This is a genomic window from Legionella sp. PC1000, assembly GCF_014109805.1.
GTDB classification, from domain to species: Bacteria; Pseudomonadota; Gammaproteobacteria; order Legionellales; family Legionellaceae; genus Legionella; species Legionella resiliens.
The window spans coordinates 382,135-402,281 of sequence record NZ_CP059400.1 but is presented as its reverse complement, the minus strand read 5'-3'; the positions used below and the strand labels follow the sequence as shown (position 1 = coordinate 402,281).

Sequence of the window (20,147 nt, the reverse complement as noted above, 5' to 3'; positions counted from 1 at the left end):
TAAACCAGAAGAGGATAGTCTTTAATAAATGGAAGAATGCAATCTTTATTAATACATATGGAGACCGCCGTTCACACTAAGATTAGCCCCGGTAATGTATCGACTTTTATCACTAATTAAAAATTCTACAGCCCAGGCAATTTCTTGGGTCTTAGCTAACCGCTTTGCAGGAATTTGGGCAATAATCCCTTCCAGAATATCTGGCCTAATACCTTTCATCAATCGAGTATCAACATATCCGGGAGAAAGACTGTTCACAGTGATGTTTTTACTCATTAGTTCTTGTGCCAAACTTTTGGTAAAACCATAAACACCTGCTTTTGAAGCAGCATAATTTGCTTGCGAAAATTGACCTTTTTGCGCATTCACCGAAGAAATATTAACGATGCGTCCTGATTCATGTTCTCTCATGTTTTCAACTACATGACGGGTTACATTAAACATGCCATCAAGATTAACTGTTAATACTTCATCCCATTGCTGTTTAGTCATTTTTGTAAATACAGCATCTCGAGTGATGCCTGCATTATTAATGAGCACGTCAACATTACCGTATTCTTCAATAATGGAAGAAATAACCTCTCCGCATTGCTCATAATCAGTTACATCCATATGGCGAAAATAGATATTCTTATATCCTTCATCCGTTAACTCTTTTTTCCATGCTTTCCCTTCCTCTTCAGAAATTAAATCAAGAGAAAAAACATGTTTGTAAGAAGAGTTCAATTCTTTTGCAATTGCTGTACCTATATCTCCGGTACCTCCAGTGATCAATACAATATTATTATGGTGCATATGGTTCTCTATGAGTTAGATTTGCGAAAATTAATGATAAAGAAACAGTAATGCCCGGATTATTAATCAAATCCAGACCTAATTTTACATATACTGTCCACCATTAATATCTAAGTTTGCGCCGGTAATAAATCCGCTATCGGGGGATGCTAAATAAGCAACCGCATCAGCTATTTCTTTTGGATTTCCCAAGCGGCCAACAGGAATACTTGCGATGATTGATTTGAGCACCTCTTCTTTTAAAGAAGTAAGCATTGGCGTTTCTACATAACCAGGAGAAACTGTATTCACCGTTATGCCTTTATTTGCTACTTCTAAAGCCAGGCTTTTGGTGAACCCATACAACGCGGATTTAGTTGAAGCATAGTTACATTGACCAAATTGGCCTTTCCGTCCATTAATGGAGGAAATACTTATGATGCGGCCAAAACCCTTATCGATCATAATTGGGATTACATTGCGGGTCATATTAAATACGCTGGTCAAATTGGCATCGATAACATTTTGCCATTGATCTGGAGACATTTTTCGTAAACTGCAATCTTGAGTAATGCCTGCATTATTAATCAGTACATCAACACTGCCATAGCGCTCCATGACTAAAGCCACTATCTTTTCACAATCTGCAAATTGTGCGATATCACCATAAACGATATCAATATCGTGACCCAGCTCTTTTTGCTCTTCTTGCCATTGCTTCGCTTCTTCATGTTTACCATGTTTGAAATAACACGCGACGACCTGAAAATCGGCAGCTAAGCGTTGACAAATGGCTGTACCTATACCACCAGTTCCACCCGTAACTATTGCTACACCTTTCATCATAACGACTCCCTGTTATTGCGATAATAAAATACTACTATAGACGATCGAAACTAAAAACAAATAAAACCATAACTTCTCACCTGTTCTCTCCTCTATGAGACAACATGGTGAGAAATTACAGAAAAATTACCTATATACAGGAACATATCCTTTTAGCTGTTGGGCAAATTGCCTCAAGACTTCAAGACCAGACTCTTCTGCTTGCCTGCACCATTGCTGTAATGCATCGATTAACTCTTTCTGAGTAGAGGCTGTTTTTAACCAAATATTTTGTAGCGATTGCTTGTATGCATAAACAATACGCAATTGTTCACGCGCTTCCAACAGATGAGATAAACGCATTCTCGCTCTTGTGTTCAACAAACAATTCTCGCGTCTCAATAAACTTCCAGCACGCGCCAAAAGCTTCTTTTCTTCCGTATTTTCAATAAGGTTATGCTTTTCTTGCTTGAGAATGGGTCTAATCACGCTTTTATAATAGTTCGACATGACCTGAAAACGATTCGCAATAACTGCTTTCACCGTATCCAAATCCACTTGCAGCTTTCCTTCTTCCATCGCCAGTTTTGGTGGTAATTTTTTTACTTTGGCAAGGCCTAAAAAGGAAAGAATTCGAATGTACATCCAACCTATATCAAACTCCCACCATTTAATGGAAAACTTGGCTGAAGAAGCAAAAGTATGGTGATTGTTATGCAATTCTTCACCCCCTATCCAAAAGCCCCAGGGGATAATATTTCTTGCAGCATCCGGACATTCAAAATTTCGATACCCCCAATGGTGCCCAATTCCATTCACTACACCGGCAGCATGAAATGGTATCCACATCATTTGAATTGCCCAAATCGTGATTCCAGGAACACCAAATAAGAATAAATTAATGAACAACATCAGCAATATTCCCTTGGAAGAATGGGGAGAATAAACTTTTCGCTCCAGCCAATCTTTAGGAGTACCATGAGAGTACTTAGCGACCATTTCTTTATCTTTACGCGCTACTTTGTAGAGTTCAGCTCCTTCCCAAAATACTTTTTTAATACCGAACACTACAGGGCTGTGCGGATCACCCTCAACATCTGCTGATGCGTGATGTTTTCGATGAATAGCCACCCAATCTGCAGTAACCATTCCAGTAGTTAACCACAGCCACAAACGGAAAAAATGACTGATAATCGGATGCAGCGTCAACGCGCGATGGGTTTGGTGGCGATGAAGATATAATGTTACTGCGGCGATAGTAATTTGCGTCAAAATCAATGTGGCAACCACATATCCCCAAAAAGACAGGTTTAAATAACCAAAAACCATAATAGCTCCACTTCAAATGCAAAAATGCAAATTAAGAAAAAACTCATCCTTTAGTTAGGTACTCAATGTAAGAATTTAAAAAATCCTTATACCATCATACTAAGGATAACACAATTTTACTCTTTACGTTGCAACATTTCATTATGTAGCCGATAATTAATAAATAATAAGATAGGAAATTATGTTATGAACGAAAAATCTCCTTTAGGAAAAATTTTTGAAAATTTGGTGCCTTTCTTGGTAGCCGGAGTTGCTATTGCACTATTTTTTGGTCTGTTATTTATGTTCTCGTATGTTTTGGTTTGGGGCCTTCTCATAGGAGGAATCCTTTGGTTGGTCGCGACAATAAAACAATATTTGTTCCCAAGCCACTCGACTAAAACAGAAGAGATTAATAAAAGTCAGGGTAGAATTATTGAACATGACGATAAAAAATAATGCCCGAATTACCTGAAGTCGAAACGACAAAAGAAGGAATTAAATCCCATCTGGAAGGGCAGACAATTAAACAAATCATCGTCCGCAATTCTCAACTCCGCATCGCGGTTCCCGACAACTTGGATCAATTATGTGCAGGCAAAAGAATAATTGCTGTTTCTCGTAGGGCAAAATACATTCTAATCCAGCTCTCAGAAGGATATCTTTTAATTCATCTGGGAATGTCAGGTCACCTGGGTATCGTAGCGGATAAAAGCCAGCCAGAAAAGCATGATCACATTCTCTTAACGATGGCAAACGAGCTCGTACTCCGATTCTGTGATCCCAGGCGTTTTGGTTTATTCCTGTACATCAATGAAAACCCGTATCAACATCGATTACTTAGCCATTTAGGTCCCGAACCTCTTCGTGAGGAATTCAATGGTCATTACCTCTTTCAAAAAGCTCAAAATAAGAACAAACCGATTAAATCATTAATTATGGATAGTGAAGTTGTGGTGGGTGTAGGCAATATTTATGCTACAGAAAGCCTTTTCCTAGCGCATATCCATCCTAATACCCCAGCGAAAATGCTTTCAGAAGAAGCGTGTTATATGCTCACCAAACAGATTAAAGAGGTACTTAAACAGGCTATATTATGTGGTGGCACTACCCTACGTGATTTTTATGCTTTTGATGGCAAACCGGGTTATTTTAGTATCTCGCTTAAAGTATATGGCCGAAAAAATAAACCGTGCTTGCTCTGTCAACAGCCTATTGAATCGGTGGTAATTTCTGGACGTAATTCCTTTTTTTGTCCCCAATGTCAAAATGAAACATCCAATTAAGTTTGTTCATTCTATAACTTAATTGCCCAATACTTGATTTTAAATTACCATGTAATTGCCTAATTTTCCTGGGATTTTTTTATGTTACGTTTAAGATTAGCAAGACATATCGCTGAACAATATCAAGTAAAAGGAACAGTGCATCTTCCAGACTTTCTTATTTATGATTTTGATGAAGATGAATATCGAATGTTTTGGCGAGAAATTGCTTCATGTCCCCGGCAAAGACTCTACACAGATGGAGTCGATGTTTTTCAGGTCAGTTGGTTTCGTACTCTTTTTGAATCATTTAAAGGCTGGTTGGGTTTTGAGAATCATTGCCATCCTAATCGCATTGAAATGACTTTAGGTAAAATTGCCTATGCCGGCTACCTAAAGGGTTTTAAATCTAAAGAATTGAGTAAATGCAATGATGGATTTCCAATTTCCACAAATTTTATACGCTTAGTCCATTTACCAAGAACAAATCAAACTTCTAATGAACTCCAGCAATTATTAGTTAGTTATTTCATTGCGCATTCACCTGCCTTTCCTGAACTCAATGAATCCATCCGGAGGAACTACCCTTTTGGTCAAGCCTTTATACGAGAATCTCTGGCTTATTTGCTTCCTGCCATCGATCCCCAAGACAATGAAACAATTGATGCTGCAATTCGCCAAATTAATTATTACCGCCAACATGTCAGCAAAATAGATTGTTTTAAATCCAGTCTTTTTGCCAAAACCTATGCACAATCCCTGGCTTCACAACAACAATTTTATGAAGCATTGGAGTGGTCTCCAGAAGTCAAAAAAAAATTTAAGGAAGAATTTATTGATTTTTACTTAACCCAAGAAGAAACTGACCCTCAAGCATTAATCAATGCGATGGAACTCATTAGTGCATTATTCTTATCAACGAACAAAGAAGATCAACAAAAAGCAGTTAATTATATACAAAACAATTTTAGCTATGAAGAACAAATAGTTTACTTAATATCATATCCTGAATTACGTACCCAAGTAGCCAAAAGTTATTTAGAGGACGCTAAAAAAGAAAAAAGTAAATGGAGATTAACCCAGTTCTTCACTGGCAATCAAACCCTCGAGTATTTAGCTCAAGCAGTCAGACTTGAACCCCAAATTTTAGATCAGGACAATTCCATGCACGACATCATGATGAGAGAAGAGTGGACTCTATATCAATTTGACCTCGCTATGGAAAGTCATCGTTTTCAGGACGCTGATGTTTTGTATCGAAACAGTCAAAACCTCAAATTTAATAAGTTTAAGCTTGAACGCTTGCGTGAATATTATTTTACTCAATTCAATACAAATGCATCACAGATAAAAGAAGCATTGCTCTATAAAAAGACAAAAGAAGCACTGCAAATGGCTGAAGAACAAATAGAGCTGGCTAAAAAAATAGTGAGTATCCAACCACACGATTCGCTAATCAGGGAGGCGACTTTAAGTTATGCGGCCACGCTTTTGGCGATCGATGAATTAGAGCACCCGGTGAAAGAATCCGATCGAACCCAATTAAGCAAAGCGCAACATCGACTCAGTGAATTTCTATTTCTCAATAGCAACACGACATTAAAGGAAGTCTATAATCAATTAAATAAGTTATTATTACGAAAAATTGATTGTCTGATTGCCCAACTTGGTGTGCCTATTGATTATAACGACAGTTTAAGCGCCCGTGTTGATTTTATTAAAGTGCATAAAAATGAAATTGACGATTTGAAGAACGAGCTTAAAACTTTTATTACTATTAATGAGCCAAAATCAAAGGAAATGCGTCAAATCCTCGCGAAAATTTATTATTTACTCGCCGATACCCTTGTTTATTTTGAGGAGAAAAAGCAAGAGTCCATTCCCTACTTTAAAAAAGCGAAGGAACTCATGCCTGAAAATCTTTATTACAATTTACGGTATTTTGAACTCATTGAAGATGAAAGAAGGCATGGGATAAGAGAAAAAATAGGAGCTATTAGTCATTTACATGGAACTCGATATCGATATTACATGGACGAACGTTGGGGTGAGGATAAAATTATGTCGAATGGTTTTGATATTCATGCGGTCCTCCCCGATGACTCATTCATCAATACCGTAGGCAGGGCAGTAGGATTTTTTTAAATTTATCGTGTTTCGATTGGGGCAAAGCCTATTGCCAATCCCATAGATACATTTAGACTTCTTAAAAACTATCTGTGCAAGCGAATCAACTTGCGTTATATTACCGCTAATTCACTTAGTCTTAACGCGAATGAGAACAAATCAATTACGAACCGCATGGATTCTTTGCAATATCATTTTTTATACGGCAGTTACCAGTACGCGCTGTCTCTTTAAATATTTTTTTAGCACCATAAGCCGGCAATGGACAGATAATGCGCTACACCATTGGATTGATCAGTTACTGAATGCTGTACAAGTAGAGTATAAAGTGATAAACCCGTTTAATGTCCAGCCGCAACCAGGAAAAGCTACAATTATTATGTGCAATCACTCAAGCGCTTATGATATTCCTCTTGCATTTAAAGCATTTCCAAATCATTCCATTCGGATGTTGTCAAAAAAGGAACTCGCAAAAATTCCCTTAATGGGTAAAGCGATGAAAGCTGCAGAATTCCCTTTTATTGATCGAAAAAATAAATATCAAGCGATTAAAGACTTGGCGTATGCGCAGCAATTAATGGAAAGCGGTATTGTTATGTGGATTGCTCCTGAAGGAACTCGCTCCAAAGATGGAAAGCTTGGTTCGTTTAAAAAAGGAGGATTTATTACTGCAATCCAATCCAAGGCAACAATTATTCCTATAGGAATACGTGGTGCCAATAATATTTTACCAGCACGAACTTTTAATTTTCATCTAAAACAAAAAGCTGAAATACATATAGGTAAGCCTATTGATGCCGCACAATTTACCCTTGAGAATAAAGAAAAGCTCATTCAGCACACTTTTGCAGAAATAAAAAAGCTGATTGGAGAAAACCCGTCATAATTGCATCGCAGCCTGGGCTGAAAAGCCCGGTAATAATGCCAAGATGCACAATCGTTGCTGGGCTTTTTCAGCCCAGCATGCCAGAACGCTATTGGTAGAACGTCAGGTTTAGGCTCAGGTTGAAAAAAGCGCAGAATACATCAGTATGTGAGCGTCGGAACGCAGAAAATCAGAACAGTTTGGCCAAGATAGTACAATGTAAACGACCCTAGAATTTTACTCCGTATCCGCTTGGCGTGTTCACTATAGACGCTGCCAATCCTATAAATCTCGGATCAGAGGCTGCAGTTAAGATATTGGTTTGCTTATCCCAGGTAATTGCTTGCATGTCCCCATAATATTGCCCTAATTGCATTAGATGATACCCCATAGCTTTTAATTCTTCTTGAATTGGCGCAGGAAAAGTATCCGGCTCAAACTGCAATGTATCCGGTAAATACTGATGATGAAAGCGCATCGCCGAAACCATACTAATTGCACCGTAGGCATCATGAAACACTAATGATGCAATTAAAACCATAGTAGGGATACGACTGCCTCCGGGAGTTCCCAAAATGGCGACACGTCCTGGTAATTCAAGAAAAGTAGGTGTCATGCTGGATAATGGTCTTTTCCCGGGTGCAATTTCATTTTTATCTGCCCCTACAATACCAAAAACATTTTCTTCACCCACTTTGCTGGAAAAATCATCCATCTCATCATTTAACAAAACACCGGTTCCTTCGGCTACAACGCTGGAGCCAAAGATGTAATTTATAGTCAGGGTCGCAGAAACACGATTACCCTCAGTATCAATAATAGAAATATGAGTCGTATTCGTAGAATTGTTTTGTTTCCCTTGAGGATTCTTCACCTGCTTCTGCAAAACAGTACTAGCAATCGCTTTCTGGGGAGGAATTAGTGTACTGAGCTGTTTTCCGTTTTCTGCGGAAATTAACTTTTCAACGGGGATAGTGATAAAATCAGGGTCACCCAAAAACTGTTCGCGTTGCCAATATGCAAGGCGCATGGATTCTACAAGGTAATGTATCGATTGCACTTTTGATAATGAAGATAAAGTATAGTGAGACAATATATTCAACATGGTCAATAAGGCAATACCCCCTGCTGAAGGCGGAGGTGCGGTAATAATTAACATATTATGATACGCACCTATCAATGGCTCCCTGATCTTGATACGATATTTAGCTAAATCCTCAAGTGTCCATATACCTCCTGCATCATTAACTCCCTTAACTAAACGCTCCGCCACTTCTCCAGCATAAAACCCTTGCTCTCCTTTCGCGGCAATTTGCTTCAAAGTATTTGCTAAATCAGTTTGAATTAAACGCTCCCCAATGAGATAAGGAGCTCCATTATTTAGGAAAATTTTGGCTGTGGAAGGATACTTCTTGATTTGCTCTAATCGGTCTGCGCTCTTTAAAAAAAAATTTAATTGCTTATCAACCAAAAAACCTTCTTGTGCTAACTTGATTGCAGGAGCTAATGTTTTTGCCAAAGGTAGTCGCCCATAATTTTTGGCAATATATACCAACGCTGCAGGTTCTCCAGGAATCGCTGCGGCTAGACCTCCATTTAAGGATAACCCGGGTATCACACTCCCGTCAGGCGTCAAATACATGTTTTTTTTTGCCGCCAAAGGAGCTGTTTCCCTCCCATCAATAAAGACGTTTTTATGAGGATTTTCTTGATGCAGCAGCCAAAACCCACCGCCCCCCAGTCCTGAATGATAGGGTTCAACTACAGCTAATACCGCAGACACAGCTACTGCTGCATCAAAAGCATTTCCACCATTGGCTAAAATTTCAAGTCCGGCATTAGTTGCCAATGGATTTGCACTAGCTACAGCATAACCAGGAGGAAGGATGTGATTTTGGTCGGCAAAAGTATGGGTAGGGAGATAAAACAAAAAATTGATGCATAGTGTAATCAGGCAAAAAGCCTTAAATAATTTTTGACGTTCCATGTTCACCCTGTCTCTTTTGGAGTTCCCTTACGACACAAGAAGGCACAAATTGAGAGATATCTCCATTTAAAAGTGCAATTTCACGCACCAGAGTAGACGAAATGTACATAAAATTTTCTGATGGGGTTAAGAATATCGTTTCTATTTGCTTCGATAATTTCCTATTCATCCCAGCCAGTTGAAATTCATACTCAAAATCAGAAACCGCGCGCAAACCTCGTAAGATAATTCCAGCATTTTGTTCCAATACAAAATCTATTAAAAGAATATCAAATCCAAGTACGCGAACTCCGGGTAACTCTGCAACCGCCTCTTCTACAAGTTTGATTCTCGTCTCGAGCGGTAAAAAAGGATGTTTTGCTTTATTGCTCGCCACAGCTACGAGAATGTCTGGAAAAATCTTAGCCGCACGAGTAATAATATCAACATGTCCATTAGTAACAGGGTCAAAAGTACCAGGATAAATTGCCTTTAATTTCATATTGATTAAGACTGATTGCATATGCGTACAGTCTAGCGTATTGTTAATTGAAAAACTACAAAAAAGGACTTGAGGTGATAAATGAATAATATGAAACGATTAGTACTAATTTCCTTTTGCTTCTTAACAGCAGCCTGTGCCCCTCCTCGACCTGCAGGGGAAGTGCCTGAAAACAAAAACCTCCCATCAGAACAAAACAAAGCGATGTCCGGAGCAGAAAATAAAGTGATGTCCGTAGAACAACGCAAAGCAAAAACAGCAACGGTTTCCTCCTGGGAAATTCGTGGGTCCATGGCTGCAAAAAATAAAAATAAAGGATGGTCGGCGGCCATGAACTGGAAACAAAGCGGTCCTGGCGCCTATCAAATCCGCCTAATGGGTCCTTTAGGGGCTGGTACCGTTCTTATTAACAAAAAAGGCAACACCATTACCTTCCAAGATGGGCCTAAAAGAATCACGTCTCATAACCCTGATCAACTCTTAGCAGAGCAAACTGGAATCAGACTTCCTGTAAATAATCTTTACTATTGGGTAAGAGGGTTACCCGCACCAGGTCCTGTTCAATCGGAGCAGCGTGATGAATACAATCACTTAGTACAATTGAGACAAAGTGGCTATACAATTAATTTCACTAAATACACTTCAGTCAGAGGAGTTGACCTGCCAAGTTTGATTCGCCTCGAAGGAAATGGAGTAATGGTTAAAGTAGCTATTCAAAATTGGACTGTTTAAGACCGATTTGCTCTTGGATTCTGATAAAACGAAATTCGGAGATTTTTCTGAATTTCGTTTCTACTGACCTGTTTCAATGCTAATATGACATTCTAACAATAAAGTCAACCACTCTTCTTGCTTAAAAAATATAAAAAATTATTGCTTTCAAAGTTGACATGTTCCTAAAACCACTGCAAAATACGCAACACATTTGCAGGGATGAGCGCAATTTTTAATAATGGATGATTGTAAGAATCTGCAAATTTAGGGGTGTCGCCAAGCGGTAAGGCACAGGGTTTTGATCCCTGCATACCTAGGTTCGAATCCTAGCACCCCTGCCACATTCTTGTTGATTCAAGTAAACAGACAGCAGAAGATAACCTAGAAGGATGCGTTCTTGTAATGCTCAAATAATAATAATATCTTTTTGGCTGTCTTCTGCTATGTGTTTAAGTTTAAATGATTAACCTAGATCTAAAGGCTTTTTACACATGTCCACTATGATGATTTTTGCCGGAAACGCAAATCCGGAATTAGCTCAACAAATTTCTTCTCATTTGAAAATACCTATTGGCCAAGCAACCGTTGGTACTTTTAGCGATGGGGAGACAATGATTGAGATCCTAGAGAATGTCCGTGGTAGAGACGTTTTTATAATCCAATCAACTTGTGCTCCATCAAATGATAACCTAATGGAACTCTTGACAATGGCTGATGCGCTAAGAAGATCCTCTGCTTCTCGTATCACTGCCGTAGTTCCTTATTTTGGTTATGCCCGCCAGGATCGTCGAGTTCGCTCAGCACGTGTTCCTATTACAGCAAAAGTTGTTGCTGACATGATGGCATCTGTAGGTATCTGTAGAGTGCTTACAGTAGACCTGCATGCTGATCAGATCCAGGGTTTTTTCTACATGCCAGTGGATAACGTTTATGCAACTCCGATACTCCTCGAAGATATAACAAAGCAAAACTTAAAAAATATAATGGTAGTCTCTCCTGATGTTGGCGGTGTTGTTAGAGCTCGAGCCGTTGCGAAACGTCTTGACCATGCAGAATTATGCATTATAGATAAACGCCGGAGTGGCCCTAATAAATCTGAAGTAATGCATATTATTGGTGAACCCAAGAATAAAAATTGCATTATTGTTGATGATATTGTTGATACCGCTGGAACGCTTTGTTCTGCAGCCCATGAGCTTAAGAAAAACGGAGCGCATAGTGTTAGGGCGTATATAACTCATCCGGTTTTATCTGGTCCTGCAGTTAATAATATTAAAAATTCAGGTCTTGATGAAATTGTAGTCACGGACACGATTCCTCTATCTGATGAAGCACGTAAATGTGAAAAAATTCGTGTTGTAAGCCTGTCTGATATGCTCGCGCAAGCCATCAAACGAGTTAATATAGAAGAATCTGTAAGCTCGATGTTCGCCGAATAACTAAAAACGTGTAGCCTGGCTCTTTGATGAAAATCTGCTAGGATTCCCCAGCGACAAGCGTAGCCTGTTTGCTTGCAAACGGGCTTTTCTTCTCCATTCAAAGATGAATCCGCTCCTCCAGCAATTTGGATGTTTTCACCTCGACCCAATTAAAATTATGTTTGATCCTGGTTGCAAGCAGCCAGACTATACTTTCTGTTCAAAGGTCGTGCTTTAATCCTCGTGGAAAGTCAGATTTGGCTCTGGTCATAAAACGCCCATGAACTATTATAAAATTTCAGTTAAAAAAAAGGAGCTTATCAGCTCCTCTAATTTAAATTTCTGTTTAGTCTCGAGTACCAACATATTTATCATCGAAATATCGACGTAATTTAGTCCTCAAAGTTCCACGACTAATCCCCAGCATAATTGCTGCTCGTGACTGATTGTACTTGCAATGCTCCATCACTGCACGAAACAATGGTGTTTCAATTTCTTCAAGTACAAACTGGTATAAGTCAACAGGATCAGTTCCCTTAAGCTCAGAAAAATATTTTTGCACTGAAAGAGTTACGCTTTCGGCGAGAGAAGCGGTGTTGTCCACTACTTCATTACTGATTGTTGTCATTATTATTAGCTCCTCCTTTTAAAAACAGTATATTACCGAAACAAACCCGTTGAAACAAGGGTAGAACAGAAAAAACTGTATTAATAATCAATATATAATGTTCAATATCAGTTCAAAAAGTTCTTATAAGGAGTAGGTTGCTTTTTACTATCTACTCCTTACAAAAATGCTCCAGTTGTATCTTAAAATTTCATCATTGAAGGATCATAAGGTTTACCATTAATTGTAAATTTACCTTGATCCAAACTTACCTCAATTACAAAGTCTGTACCCTGAGCTGTAATTAAGCCATTTTGTTGTAATGCATTTATTTGTTTATTTGTTTGCATTTCTGCTAATTGCTCAGGAGTTGGAGCTGGAGCAGCTGGCTGATTTGGCTGGCCTGCTGTCTGACTCGCTTGCAATTGCTGCGTTAGGGTTTGTTGTAAATCAGGCTTTTTAGCAATTTGCTGAAGCACTGATTGTTTCATAACTGCTTTTACTGCCTCTGCGGGTACTTGCAGCCTTGCTTTGCCTTGAATCTTTTGCATCATTTCAAATGGATTGGCATTTTCACCTTTAGGCAAAGTTACAAACATATTTCCTTCAATCTGTCCTTGTGGAATCGTGAAGCTAAGTTTGGGGATTTCAAATTCTGCACCCTTGTTAAATAATTTGGGTACTTCAGGAAGAAGAGCCAGCATTGCTTGTTGGCGTTGCATATCGTTGCCATTTTGCATTGCTGTTGTTTGTTCATTGATTTTAGCAAGTACATCTGCATCAATGTTTCTTAAAGCAACTTGCAATTCTCCTGGGCCGTAATTCTGGCCATTCGCTAATACTGATTTTAAAGTCAAATTGAAGTTGGTGTTAAAAAGATGCTGTTCAATATCACTATCTGATCTGATTGTGAGATCATTGATTGCAAACATCTTTTGATCTTTAACATAGACATTAAAAGAAGGTAGAGAGAAGTTTGCATCACCCAGATACAATCCAGCAGGTGTTTCATGTAAATCGTAATCACTCGATACTTTGCTTAAAGTGATTTTAGTATCGTCTTTGGTAGCATTCAGACCATCCAAGACAACTTTACCTGCAACTTTACCCATTCCTGAAGACATTTTTGTGCTTGAATCCATACCTAACCATTCAAGGTGACCGGAACCATCTTTGGCAATTAATTTAAAATCGGGAACTTTGAAATCTACAGTACTTTCGTTCAGATAATTAACGAAAATACTTAGATCCAACTTTGGCTTAGTTGATTCTTTGGCAAATTGAGTATCAAATTGCTGGTTATACTGTTCTGGGAATGGGAAAACTGCCTCAGCATAACCCAATCCAAAACGCAATTTATTATTAGCATAAATAATAGGACCATGATGGATTGTTAGTGGCATTGCCATATTATAGTCTTGGGCAGGAAGAGTTTGAGGTTGTCCATTCTCATCTTTTACTATGCGCTCTGGAATATGTAACTGCCATTTAATTTGGGCTTCGGAATCAAATAATCCTCTTTTGTATTGCTCGATTTCAGCATAAAGCCCATTAGATTGGTCAATTACTTCTATATTTTTTCTAATCGTTCTTTCAGTAAGAAAGCCCATGCCATAATACCCGCCTAGAATTAGAACGGCCAGGATAATTATTAATCCTGTTAATTTTTTCATTCTCTTCTCCATGTTATTAATTCGCATGCAGCAAAACTGCAGCTGAAAGTATAGCAGTAAATAACATCTGAGTGCGATACGCGCTTGTAAAAAAACAGGTGTAGCTATTTTTTATATCAATAAAAAAATACCAAGCGCTTAGGAATGGTTCACTGGCTTACAATAGGTTTCTTTAACAGTAAAAGCCAATACCAGTGCGATTATGGAACAAAGAGGCAATAATTTTAAACCCGCTTGGAAATCAGAGAGCAATAATGATTCAACGTTATAAGCACGTGCACCAGATACCATATCAACCAATCGTCCAACTAAAGGTTGTAATGAAGCTCCTACGAAAATCGATATCATATTGGTAAATGCAATTGAGGTTCCCACTACATTTCTATCATGTATCTCTGTTGAAACAGCATAAGCAATAGCAACACCCGTGTTCGTTAAACCGAAAAGAAAGAACAGTAAATAAGCCGAATTTTGACTTAAATTAGAACTGTACACAAATAGAGTTGTAAAAAGTACACCAAAACAGGCTGAAAGGATCATTAAAGGTTTACGTCGTCCCATTTTATCTGAAATCCATCCTGATAAGGGACCACTAATACCCCAGCCGATAAAAATTAATCCGGTGGCAAAAGCAGCTGCATGCGCACCTAATCCTCTACCATATTGCAGGTATGCAGGTCCAATTGCCTCACCAATAACAGCCGTTGGTCCAAATAAAAATCCAGCATAAAGCGCATTAAGCCACGTTTGTCTGCACGATAAGATTATTTTTAAACTCTGAAGAATACTGATCTGATTAATAGATCGTACCTCACTGCGATGTTCTCCCGGTTTATCTTGTACAAATTGATACAACAAAGCTGCGAGTGCAATAAAGAGAAAAGCAATAATCAGCATACTGTGGCGCCATCCCACATTAGTGACTAAAAATGAAACAGGAGCTTCTCCTGCAGCTGCCCCTAACATTCCTAAAGCTTGGGTTAAACCAGCAAGTAAACCTAACATTGTGGGGGGGAACCAGGACGTAGCTAACCTAAGAGAGCAAATAAATGCAAAGGCTGCACTAAAGCCTATGAGCATCCTTCCTATTGAGGCCATAAGTAAACTATCTGCAAGGCCAAAAACACAACAACCAAAAGCAGTCACGAGCGACATAACCGTAAGTAGCCAACGTATACTTAAGCGGTCTACAGTCAGTCCTACAGGAATTTGCATCAGGATGTATGGAACATAAAATGAGGCAGTTAAAATACCAAAACCCGCTTCATTAATTCCGAAGTCAATTTGTAAGTATCGGTGCATCACTCCGGGTGCAACACGAGCCATATAATCAGAAAAATAGAACGCCGCAGCCAACCCCCATACTAACCAAGCAAATCCTAAATAATTTTTACGATTATAAATTTCTACTCTAGACTCATGTACTTTATTCATAAACTCTCTGCGTTAATAAAACCCTAATCGGCTCTGTTCAATTGAATGGTTACCTGGCAATTACACATCAAAAAAACAACCCAGGATAGAGATCGTTAACATTTCACTAGTAATAGCTGAAATAGAAACAAACCCTAAAATATTTATCTAAAAAGTGAGCAATAAATCTGCAAAACCAAAGCAACATTATACTAGGGTTGTCATTTATTTCAACACATAGTTTGATTTCATTTTCATAGGTACAGAAAATGGTTATAATTTACAGTGCTGTATCGCTTTTTCGATGTGTTATCATTGAATTTGTATTATCTTACAATAAATTTTGCTAAAACAATTTCAATTTGATTAAAATCAAAACTAAGGCTTAAAATGAATACGCTTAACCTTGCAATAAAAGAAGCTCTTGATGCGAATGGAAATACCAAAGAAGCCAATAAAGCATATCTTGAGTTTATTAAAGCCAACTTTATCATTCCAGTAGAGCAAAATTCTGCAGATGACCAACCGAAAGTATTGTTTTTACAAGAGCAAGAGCATATCTTCCTTCCGGTGTTCACAGACATGCACTATCTTGATGCATGGGCTGGCGATATAGCCCAAAAAATTCAAATCCTTAAATTATCTGGTGTAGATTTGCTCAAGGGGCTTGGTGAAAATGTGACCGTATGTCTTAACATAGGCAGCGAAATTTATAAGGAATTTAATCCTTCAGAAACGGCACGAATGCGCTCCATGGTATTAAAACTTTTTAAAAATTAGTAATTATCATTAAATCCCCTCTCCCAAATGGGAGGAGGAAAAATGAAGGGTTAAGCAGTACCATATATCACGTCGTGAAATAAAAAATCTTGAAGGGTTTTGCATACAAAATTTATGCTACCAATTCAAATAATTGATATCCCACTAATGCCGAAGCTGCTATTGCACCGCTAATTTCAATTACCAGAGATAAAAAGCCGTGCTTATGGCAATACTCTTGATCATTCGCGGCACTTTCTTCGCTAGATAGCTCCGCTGCTTCTTGAGCATTCAATTCAAATAAAGGCTCTTCACCACCAATTGCATCCCACCAGCCTTCTAGCCAGTGCTCTGCTTGTTGGGTTCCTTTACGAAATGGATTATCTGCCTCAGCTACGTCTGCAAGTGCGCATTCATAACCAAATGCATAGCTGTCTTCGTAGCTTGGATGTTCAATGTTGAAACGTAATTTAATATGTGGTAGTAAGGCTGTTATGTCGTTCATGATTATACCCTCTATTTGTTTATACAGTATTTTTATCAATACTGTTAATCATTTATACATTTAAAATAATTTTACGACTTTCTGTTAACGCTTATTTACCAAATAAAAACATTTACTAATTCTTGACAAATTTTTCTTTACTCTGAAAAAAATAACCTCAAAAACAGTTCGATTAATATCGTATTATTTATTAAAGCAATTTTCAGGCCAAGTTTTTCTGTCTTTAAAAAAAACAGAAAAAATAGAGTAAGTACAAAAAGAGGGATAAAACATATAATTGTGGCAGAATTTAACTTTTTGCCGGCAAATTTTGCCGGTCGTATATAGTCTTACCCACTAGACAAGCCGCAAGTGAATAAGGCAACGGAGTATATATTAATACATGGACTAAAGCCGAGTGAGCGTGCAACGCACTATAAAGTTCAGTGGGGGAGGCTATATCACTATTGCTAAGGGGCCAAACGATGATACTTCCATTGCCCATCTTTTATATAATAGCGAATTCTATCGTGCAAACGGTTATCACGCCCTTGCCAAAACTCGATTTCCTCAGGAATAACCATATAGCCGCCCCAATAGCTAGGGCGTAATACAGGCTCTTGGCCGTGTTTTTGAATTAAATCATTTAAAGCATGCTCTAATGCTTCTCTGCCCCCAATTTCCTGACTTTGCGGAGATACAATAGCACTGAACTGGCTTTTGATCGGTCTTGTTGAAAAATAAAGATCTGATTGTTCCTTGTTAATCTGTTCGATTTGACCACGAATGCGTATCTGCCTTGCCATTTGTGGCCAATAAAAATTAAGTGCTGCATAGGGGTTATTTTGAATTTGCTTTGCTTTCGTACTTTGATAATTGGTATAGAAAATAAATTGCCCTCTGTCCAAACCTTTTAACAGAACCACTCTAGAATCTGGACGGCCTCTTTCGTCTACAGTTGCAAGAACCATAGCCGTGGGATCATTTTTTTCATTTTTTAAAACATCCTCAAACCAAAGCTTAAATTGGACAATTGGATCTTCAGGAAGTGATTGTTCACTTAAATTCAGATCTCCGTATTCTCGTCTTATATCAGCAATGCTTCGAAAATTTGTCATGAAATGCCATAAAAAAGAAATTGGGCATCAGCGCAGCATAACCCAGGTTATATAGATCGCGACTCGATAATCCTGGGTATGGCTTTTGTCTTAACCCAGGATTACATCATAACTCAATTACTTACGTAAGCAGAGTTACCAGCCGGTTACTTCAGCAATTGCATCGCCCAAATCAGCTGGGGAGCGTACTGTTCTTACTCCAGCAGCTTCTAAAGCTGCGTATTTTTCAGCTGCTGTTCCTTTACCACCGGAGATAATCGCACCAGCATGTCCCATACGTTTTCCTGCAGGTGCAGTAACGCCTGCGATATAGGAAACTACAGGCTTGCTTACATGAGATTTAATGTATTCAGCTGCCTCTTCTTCTGCAGATCCTCCAATTTCACCTACCATGATAATAGCTTTTGTTTGAGAATCTTGTTCAAATAAAGCCAAGGCATCAATAAAACTGGTTCCAGGAATCGGATCCCCTCCAATACCAATACAGGTACTTTGACCAAAGCCTTTATCTGTGGTTTGTTTCACCGCTTCATAGGTTAGAGTGCCGGACCGGGAAACGATACCTACTTTACCAGGTAAATGAATTGATCCTGGCATAATCCCAATTTTGCATTCGCCTGGGGTAATTATTCCAGGGCAATTAGGTCCAATCAAACGGGCTTGGGTATTGTTTTCCAAATAGACTTTTACTTGCAACATGTCTAATACAGGAACGCCTTCCGTAATGCAAACAATTAATTGAATGCCGGCATCTGCTGCTTCTAAAATAGAATCCTTACAAAATGGTGCCGGAACATAAATCACGCTGGCTTCCGCTTTGGTTTCTTGAACAGCTTCACGCATCGTATTAAATACTGGCAAGCCTAAATGCTTTTGTCCGCCTTTGCCTGGGGTCACACCCCCTACCATATGTGTGCCATAAGCAATCGCTTGTTCTGAATGATAAGTTCCTTGCTTTCCAGTAAAACCCTGACACAGTACTTTAGTATGTTTATTAACTAATACACTCATTGTTAACCTCGAAATTTAGTAATTAGGCAACAGCTGCCACAATCTTCTTCGCAGCATCAGTTAAACTGGTTGCAGCAATCACATTCAAATCACTTTTATTTAAAATATCAGCACCTAGTTGTGCATTATTACCTTCAAGACGCACTACTACAGGAATTTTCACATCGACCTCTTTCACTGCAGCGAGAATACCATCAGCAATGAGATCACAACGAACAATACCACCAAAAATATTTACCAAAATGCCTTTGACTTTTTCATCAGAGACAATAATTTTCAGTGCTTCACTCACGCGTTCTTTAGTAGCACCACCGCCCACATCAAGGAAATTAGCCGGTTCACCACCATGAAGCTTGATCACATCCATAGTCGCCATAGCCAGACCCGCACCATTCACCATACAACCAATGGTTCCATCGAGTGGAATATAATTTAACTCCCAGTCACTGGCACGATTTTCGCGCTCATCTTCTTGAGTCGTATCACGCATATTTTTTAATTTAGGTTGACGATACAAGGCATTGCCGTCAATGTTAATTTTTCCATCCAAACAAATTAATTGCCCTTGCTTTGTTACAACTAATGGGTTGATTTCTAATAAACTTAAATCACAATCAACAAACATCTTGCCCAAGCCCATCATCAAATGGGTAAAGTGTTTAATTTGTTCTTCCTTTAATCCCAATTTGAATCCTACGTCACGGCATTGGAACGGCATAACGCCGACAAGCGGATCGACGATGACCTTGAAAATTTTTTCAGGCGTCTCTTCAGCCACTTTTTCTATTTCAACACCACCCTCAGTAGAGGCCATGAATACAACACGACGAGTAGCACGATCAACAACAGCTCCAAGATATAACTCTCGGCCGATTTCGCATGTCTCTTCAATTAGCACGCAATTAACTGGCTGGCCATGAGCATCTGTTTGGTATGTTACCAAACGAGTCCCTAATAATGATTTAACCGCTGCAGCCAACTCATCTTTATTCGAGACTAATTTCACACCACCGGCTTTCCCTCGACCACCTGCGTGGACTTGGGCTTTAACAACCCAACGAGCAGTAGATAACTGTGAAGCCACTTGGATTGCATCTTCAACATTATAAGCTACTTCGCCGTTTGGAACGGGTAAATTGTAGCTCGCAAATAATTGTTTGGCCTGGTATTCATGTAAATTCATTGCAATTACCTTTCTAAAAGAAGCAAAATCTGGCACTACTCATAAGTATCAATTTGTGTATCGCATCCTGAGCGAGAGGCAAAACGAAACTCAGGATTTACTATGAGTACATTTATGAGTCAAATGCGGATTTCG

19 protein-coding genes and 1 tRNA gene are annotated in these 20,147 nt (G+C 38.7%); 8 read left to right on the top strand and 12 right to left on the bottom strand.

What is annotated here, in order from left to right; translation table 11 throughout:
* Positions 1 to 48: 48 nt before the first annotated feature.
* The 3 genes from phbB (FOLKNPGA_RS01810) to FOLKNPGA_RS01800 all read right to left on the bottom strand — a co-directional run bounded on the left by phbB (FOLKNPGA_RS01810) (position 49) and on the right by FOLKNPGA_RS01800 (position 2,928).
* The gene (gene phbB / locus FOLKNPGA_RS01810; protein WP_182351478.1) at positions 49 to 795 is read right to left on the bottom strand and encodes an acetoacetyl-CoA reductase; all 747 of its coding nucleotides are present in this window, start codon (positions 793 to 795) and stop codon (positions 49 to 51) included.
* An 84-nt stretch (positions 796 to 879) separates the two neighbouring features.
* Entirely contained in the window at positions 880 to 1,620 is a 741-nt protein-coding gene (gene phbB, locus FOLKNPGA_RS01805; RefSeq protein WP_182351477.1) for an acetoacetyl-CoA reductase, read from the bottom strand.
* A gap of 126 nt (positions 1,621 to 1,746) precedes the next feature.
* On the bottom strand, positions 1,747 to 2,928 hold the full coding sequence (locus FOLKNPGA_RS01800) for a fatty acid desaturase (protein WP_182351476.1): 1,182 nt from the start codon (positions 2,926 to 2,928) through the stop codon (positions 1,747 to 1,749).
* Positions 2,929 to 3,114: 186 nt separating this feature from the next.
* On the opposite strand from FOLKNPGA_RS01800, the gene FOLKNPGA_RS01795 reads away from it, so the two are divergent.
* From FOLKNPGA_RS01795 to FOLKNPGA_RS01780, 4 genes are all read left to right on the top strand, one after another.
* Positions 3,115 to 3,366, top strand: coding sequence for a hypothetical protein (locus FOLKNPGA_RS01795; protein WP_182351475.1), 252 nt, complete (start codon positions 3,115 to 3,117; stop codon positions 3,364 to 3,366).
* Positions 3,366 to 4,193 (top strand): bifunctional DNA-formamidopyrimidine glycosylase/DNA-(apurinic or apyrimidinic site) lyase, encoded by an 828-nt coding sequence (gene mutM / locus FOLKNPGA_RS01790; protein WP_182351474.1) that lies wholly within the window; start codon positions 3,366 to 3,368, stop codon positions 4,191 to 4,193. The genes FOLKNPGA_RS01795 and mutM overlap by 1 nt, the downstream gene beginning before the upstream one ends.
* A gap of 81 nt (positions 4,194 to 4,274) precedes the next feature.
* Entirely contained in the window at positions 4,275 to 6,317 is a 2,043-nt protein-coding gene (locus FOLKNPGA_RS01785; RefSeq protein WP_182351473.1) for a hypothetical protein, read from the top strand.
* Positions 6,318 to 6,447: 130 nt separating this feature from the next.
* Positions 6,448 to 7,185, top strand: a complete 738-nt coding sequence (locus FOLKNPGA_RS01780; RefSeq protein ID WP_182351472.1) for a 1-acyl-sn-glycerol-3-phosphate acyltransferase — start codon at positions 6,448 to 6,450, stop codon at positions 7,183 to 7,185.
* Positions 7,186 to 7,393: 208 nt separating this feature from the next.
* On the opposite strand, the gene ggt is transcribed toward FOLKNPGA_RS01780, so the two are convergent.
* Together ggt and coaD are read right to left on the bottom strand one after the other, a co-directional pair.
* The gene (gene ggt, locus FOLKNPGA_RS01775) at positions 7,394 to 9,151 is read right to left on the bottom strand and encodes a gamma-glutamyltransferase (RefSeq protein ID WP_182351471.1); all 1,758 of its coding nucleotides are present in this window, start codon (positions 9,149 to 9,151) and stop codon (positions 7,394 to 7,396) included.
* On the bottom strand, positions 9,129 to 9,653 hold the full coding sequence (gene coaD / locus FOLKNPGA_RS01770; protein WP_182351470.1) for a pantetheine-phosphate adenylyltransferase: 525 nt from the start codon (positions 9,651 to 9,653) through the stop codon (positions 9,129 to 9,131). The genes ggt and coaD overlap by 23 nt, the downstream gene beginning before the upstream one ends.
* Before the next feature lie 60 nt (positions 9,654 to 9,713).
* Here coaD and lolB point away from each other — a divergent pair, with 60 nt between their 5' ends.
* From lolB to FOLKNPGA_RS01755, 3 genes are all read left to right on the top strand, one after another.
* The gene (lolB, locus tag FOLKNPGA_RS01765; protein WP_182351469.1) at positions 9,714 to 10,364 is read left to right on the top strand and encodes a lipoprotein insertase outer membrane protein LolB; all 651 of its coding nucleotides are present in this window, start codon (positions 9,714 to 9,716) and stop codon (positions 10,362 to 10,364) included.
* 248 nt (positions 10,365 to 10,612) lie between these two features.
* Positions 10,613 to 10,687 (top strand) — tRNA-Gln (locus FOLKNPGA_RS01760).
* A gap of 150 nt (positions 10,688 to 10,837) precedes the next feature.
* Positions 10,838 to 11,785, top strand: a complete 948-nt coding sequence (locus tag FOLKNPGA_RS01755) for a ribose-phosphate pyrophosphokinase (RefSeq protein WP_182351468.1) — start codon at positions 10,838 to 10,840, stop codon at positions 11,783 to 11,785.
* Between the two features lie 325 nt (positions 11,786 to 12,110).
* On the opposite strand, the gene FOLKNPGA_RS01750 is transcribed toward FOLKNPGA_RS01755, so the two are convergent.
* The 3 genes from FOLKNPGA_RS01750 to FOLKNPGA_RS01740 form a co-directional block, all read right to left on the bottom strand.
* A complete protein-coding gene (locus FOLKNPGA_RS01750; protein WP_003633193.1) occupies positions 12,111 to 12,392 on the bottom strand; it encodes a helix-turn-helix domain-containing protein in 282 nt (93 codons plus the stop codon).
* A gap of 182 nt (positions 12,393 to 12,574) precedes the next feature.
* Positions 12,575 to 14,044, bottom strand: coding sequence for a YdgA family protein (locus tag FOLKNPGA_RS01745; RefSeq protein WP_182351467.1), 1,470 nt, complete (start codon positions 14,042 to 14,044; stop codon positions 12,575 to 12,577).
* 138 nt (positions 14,045 to 14,182) lie between these two features.
* Positions 14,183 to 15,478: an MFS transporter gene (locus tag FOLKNPGA_RS01740; protein ID WP_182351466.1), complete on the bottom strand. Its 1,296-nt coding sequence runs from the start codon at positions 15,476 to 15,478 to the stop codon at positions 14,183 to 14,185.
* A gap of 369 nt (positions 15,479 to 15,847) precedes the next feature.
* Here FOLKNPGA_RS01740 and FOLKNPGA_RS01735 point away from each other — a divergent pair, with 369 nt between their 5' ends.
* Positions 15,848 to 16,237, top strand: a complete 390-nt coding sequence (locus FOLKNPGA_RS01735) for an SseB family protein (protein ID WP_182351465.1) — start codon at positions 15,848 to 15,850, stop codon at positions 16,235 to 16,237.
* Between the two features lie 112 nt (positions 16,238 to 16,349).
* On the opposite strand, the gene FOLKNPGA_RS01730 is transcribed toward FOLKNPGA_RS01735, so the two are convergent.
* The 4 genes from FOLKNPGA_RS01730 to sucC all read right to left on the bottom strand — a co-directional run bounded on the left by FOLKNPGA_RS01730 (position 16,350) and on the right by sucC (position 20,012).
* Complete coding sequence (locus FOLKNPGA_RS01730; RefSeq protein ID WP_182351464.1) at positions 16,350 to 16,721, bottom strand: transmission trait enhancer LetE; 372 nt, start codon at positions 16,719 to 16,721, stop codon at positions 16,350 to 16,352.
* Between the two features lie 449 nt (positions 16,722 to 17,170).
* A complete protein-coding gene (pdxH, locus tag FOLKNPGA_RS01725; protein WP_182351463.1) occupies positions 17,171 to 17,818 on the bottom strand; it encodes a pyridoxamine 5'-phosphate oxidase in 648 nt (215 codons plus the stop codon).
* 135 nt (positions 17,819 to 17,953) lie between these two features.
* Positions 17,954 to 18,829, bottom strand: coding sequence for a succinate--CoA ligase subunit alpha (sucD, locus tag FOLKNPGA_RS01720; protein ID WP_182351462.1), 876 nt, complete (start codon positions 18,827 to 18,829; stop codon positions 17,954 to 17,956).
* A gap of 22 nt (positions 18,830 to 18,851) precedes the next feature.
* Positions 18,852 to 20,012 (bottom strand): ADP-forming succinate--CoA ligase subunit beta, encoded by a 1,161-nt coding sequence (gene sucC, locus FOLKNPGA_RS01715; RefSeq protein WP_182351461.1) that lies wholly within the window; start codon positions 20,010 to 20,012, stop codon positions 18,852 to 18,854.
* Between the last annotated feature and the right edge of the window lie 135 nt (positions 20,013 to 20,147).

Bases quoted from the DNA above. Each gene is read 5' to 3' on its own strand.
- phbB (WP_182351478.1), bottom strand. From the start codon at position 795: ATGCACCATAATAATATTGTATTGATCACTGGAGGTACCGGAGATATA.
- phbB (WP_182351477.1), bottom strand. From the start codon at position 1,620: ATGATGAAAGGTGTAGCAATAGTTACGGGTGGAACTGGTGGTATAGGT.
- FOLKNPGA_RS01800 (WP_182351476.1), bottom strand. From the start codon at position 2,928: ATGGTTTTTGGTTATTTAAACCTGTCTTTTTGGGGATATGTGGTTGCC.
- FOLKNPGA_RS01795 (WP_182351475.1), top strand. From the start codon at position 3,115: ATGAACGAAAAATCTCCTTTAGGAAAAATTTTTGAAAATTTGGTGCCT.
- mutM (WP_182351474.1), top strand. From the start codon at position 3,366: ATGCCCGAATTACCTGAAGTCGAAACGACAAAAGAAGGAATTAAATCC.
- FOLKNPGA_RS01785 (WP_182351473.1), top strand. From the start codon at position 4,275: ATGTTACGTTTAAGATTAGCAAGACATATCGCTGAACAATATCAAGTA.
- FOLKNPGA_RS01780 (WP_182351472.1), top strand. From the start codon at position 6,448: ATGAGAACAAATCAATTACGAACCGCATGGATTCTTTGCAATATCATT.
- ggt (WP_182351471.1), bottom strand. From the start codon at position 9,151: ATGGAACGTCAAAAATTATTTAAGGCTTTTTGCCTGATTACACTATGC.
- coaD (WP_182351470.1), bottom strand. From the start codon at position 9,653: ATGCAATCAGTCTTAATCAATATGAAATTAAAGGCAATTTATCCTGGT.
- lolB (WP_182351469.1), top strand. From the start codon at position 9,714: ATGAATAATATGAAACGATTAGTACTAATTTCCTTTTGCTTCTTAACA.
- FOLKNPGA_RS01755 (WP_182351468.1), top strand. From the start codon at position 10,838: ATGTCCACTATGATGATTTTTGCCGGAAACGCAAATCCGGAATTAGCT.
- FOLKNPGA_RS01750 (WP_003633193.1), bottom strand. From the start codon at position 12,392: ATGACAACAATCAGTAATGAAGTAGTGGACAACACCGCTTCTCTCGCC.
- FOLKNPGA_RS01745 (WP_182351467.1), bottom strand. From the start codon at position 14,044: ATGAAAAAATTAACAGGATTAATAATTATCCTGGCCGTTCTAATTCTA.
- FOLKNPGA_RS01740 (WP_182351466.1), bottom strand. From the start codon at position 15,478: ATGAATAAAGTACATGAGTCTAGAGTAGAAATTTATAATCGTAAAAAT.
- FOLKNPGA_RS01735 (WP_182351465.1), top strand. From the start codon at position 15,848: ATGAATACGCTTAACCTTGCAATAAAAGAAGCTCTTGATGCGAATGGA.
- FOLKNPGA_RS01730 (WP_182351464.1), bottom strand. From the start codon at position 16,721: ATGAACGACATAACAGCCTTACTACCACATATTAAATTACGTTTCAAC.
- pdxH (WP_182351463.1), bottom strand. From the start codon at position 17,818: ATGACAAATTTTCGAAGCATTGCTGATATAAGACGAGAATACGGAGAT.
- sucD (WP_182351462.1), bottom strand. From the start codon at position 18,829: ATGAGTGTATTAGTTAATAAACATACTAAAGTACTGTGTCAGGGTTTT.
- sucC (WP_182351461.1), bottom strand. From the start codon at position 20,012: ATGAATTTACATGAATACCAGGCCAAACAATTATTTGCGAGCTACAAT.